Source organism: Novacetimonas pomaceti, from assembly GCF_003207955.1.
In the GTDB taxonomy this organism is placed as follows: domain Bacteria; phylum Pseudomonadota; class Alphaproteobacteria; order Acetobacterales; family Acetobacteraceae; genus Novacetimonas; species Novacetimonas pomaceti.
The window spans coordinates 1-1,387 of record NZ_NOXG01000091.1; the positions used below are offsets into that span (position 1 = coordinate 1).

The 1,387-nt window shown below is 57.9% G+C and carries 1 pseudogene; it reads left to right on the forward strand.

Annotation, left to right across the window (positions count from 1 at the left end):
* The first annotated feature begins 87 nt into the window (after positions 1 to 87).
* Positions 88 to 1,109: pseudogene (locus CFR71_RS15735) on the forward strand (IS110 family RNA-guided transposase).
* The last annotated feature ends 278 nt before the right edge of the window (positions 1,110 to 1,387 follow it).

A 1,387-nucleotide genomic window follows, 5' to 3' on the forward strand; every position in this document is an offset into this window, starting at 1 on the left:
AGATGGGGTGGTTGCCGTCCTCCCCGCACGGCATCGCAATGTGCCAGAATGGTCGTTGGAAGAAACGACTGCGCGAAAGGACGGCAGATGAAGGATACAGTGATAGGCGTTGATCTGGCAAAGAACATTTTCCAGGTTCATGGAGCTTCGCGTGCGGGCGAGGTGATGTTTCGCAAAAAGCTGCGTCGTCAGCAGTTTATGCAGTTCATGGCCACGCAGCCGCCTGCTCTGGTCGTTCTTGAAGCGTGCGGGAGCGCGCATTACTGGGCTCGCGAACTGGCAGGAGCTGGTCACGAGGTCAGACTGATCGCTCCGCAGTATGTGAAGCCTTTCGTGAAGCGCCAGAAGAACGATGCTGCTGATGCGGAAGCGATCGTCATTGCGGCCCGTCAGCCGGAAATGCGCTTTGTCGAACCACGCACTGAAGCGCAGCAGGCGCGTGGCGTTCTTTTCCGGGCCCGGCAGCGTCTGGTGCACCAGCGCACGGAACTGGTGAATGCCCTGCGTGCCGTTCTGTATGAATTCGGTCTCGTCGTGCCACAGGGGATTGCGCATATCAGACACATTGAAGCCATGCTGGATGAGGCGGTTCTGCCAGAGGCTGTGAAGCAGGAATGCCTTGATCTGCTGCGACAGATTTCGGAGCAGAGTGTGCGGATTGATGTCAGAACAAAGAAGATCAGGATGCTTGCCCAGGAAAGTGAAAACACCTGCAGATTGCAGAGCATGCCTGGAGTGGGTCCTCTGACCGCTCTTGCGATTGAAGCTTTTGCGCCTGACCTGCAGAGCTTCCGGCGCGGGCGCGACTTTGCTGCGTGGCTGGGGCTGGTGCCCCGTCAGTTCTCATCTGGCGGAAAGGAAAGGCTGGGGAAGATATCAAAAGCCGGGCAGGCTGATATCCGCAGGCTTCTCATCATGGGCGCCATGACCCAGGTGAACTGGGCCAGCCGTAAGGCCCCTGCACCGGGAAGCTGGCTGGCACGGATGCTGGCCCGCAAGCCCGTATGCTGGTAGCCATTGCGCTGGCCAACAGGATGGCACGAGCCATCTGGGCCATGGCAACAAAACAGGAGGATTATCGGGATCCGGCCCTGTCCCTGGCAGCCTGAGCGATGGCTCGGCTCCCGCGGATGGAACCGGTAGGGGTGTGAGAGGGCGATGACCTGAATGGGCGCATGATCGTCTGATCCGGATCGGAAAAACCAGTGGATTTCTCTGTGCTTTAAAGCACGCCTGTGAGATTTGGATCTGATCCGCTGATCACCATACTGGCCAGTGGCTTCTGAAAGGCCACATCAACAGGCCTTACAGAAGACCGCACACGATCACACGTCAATATGGGTCAGAAAACTCTTGCATAACGGACGGCAACCACAGAAGAAATCCG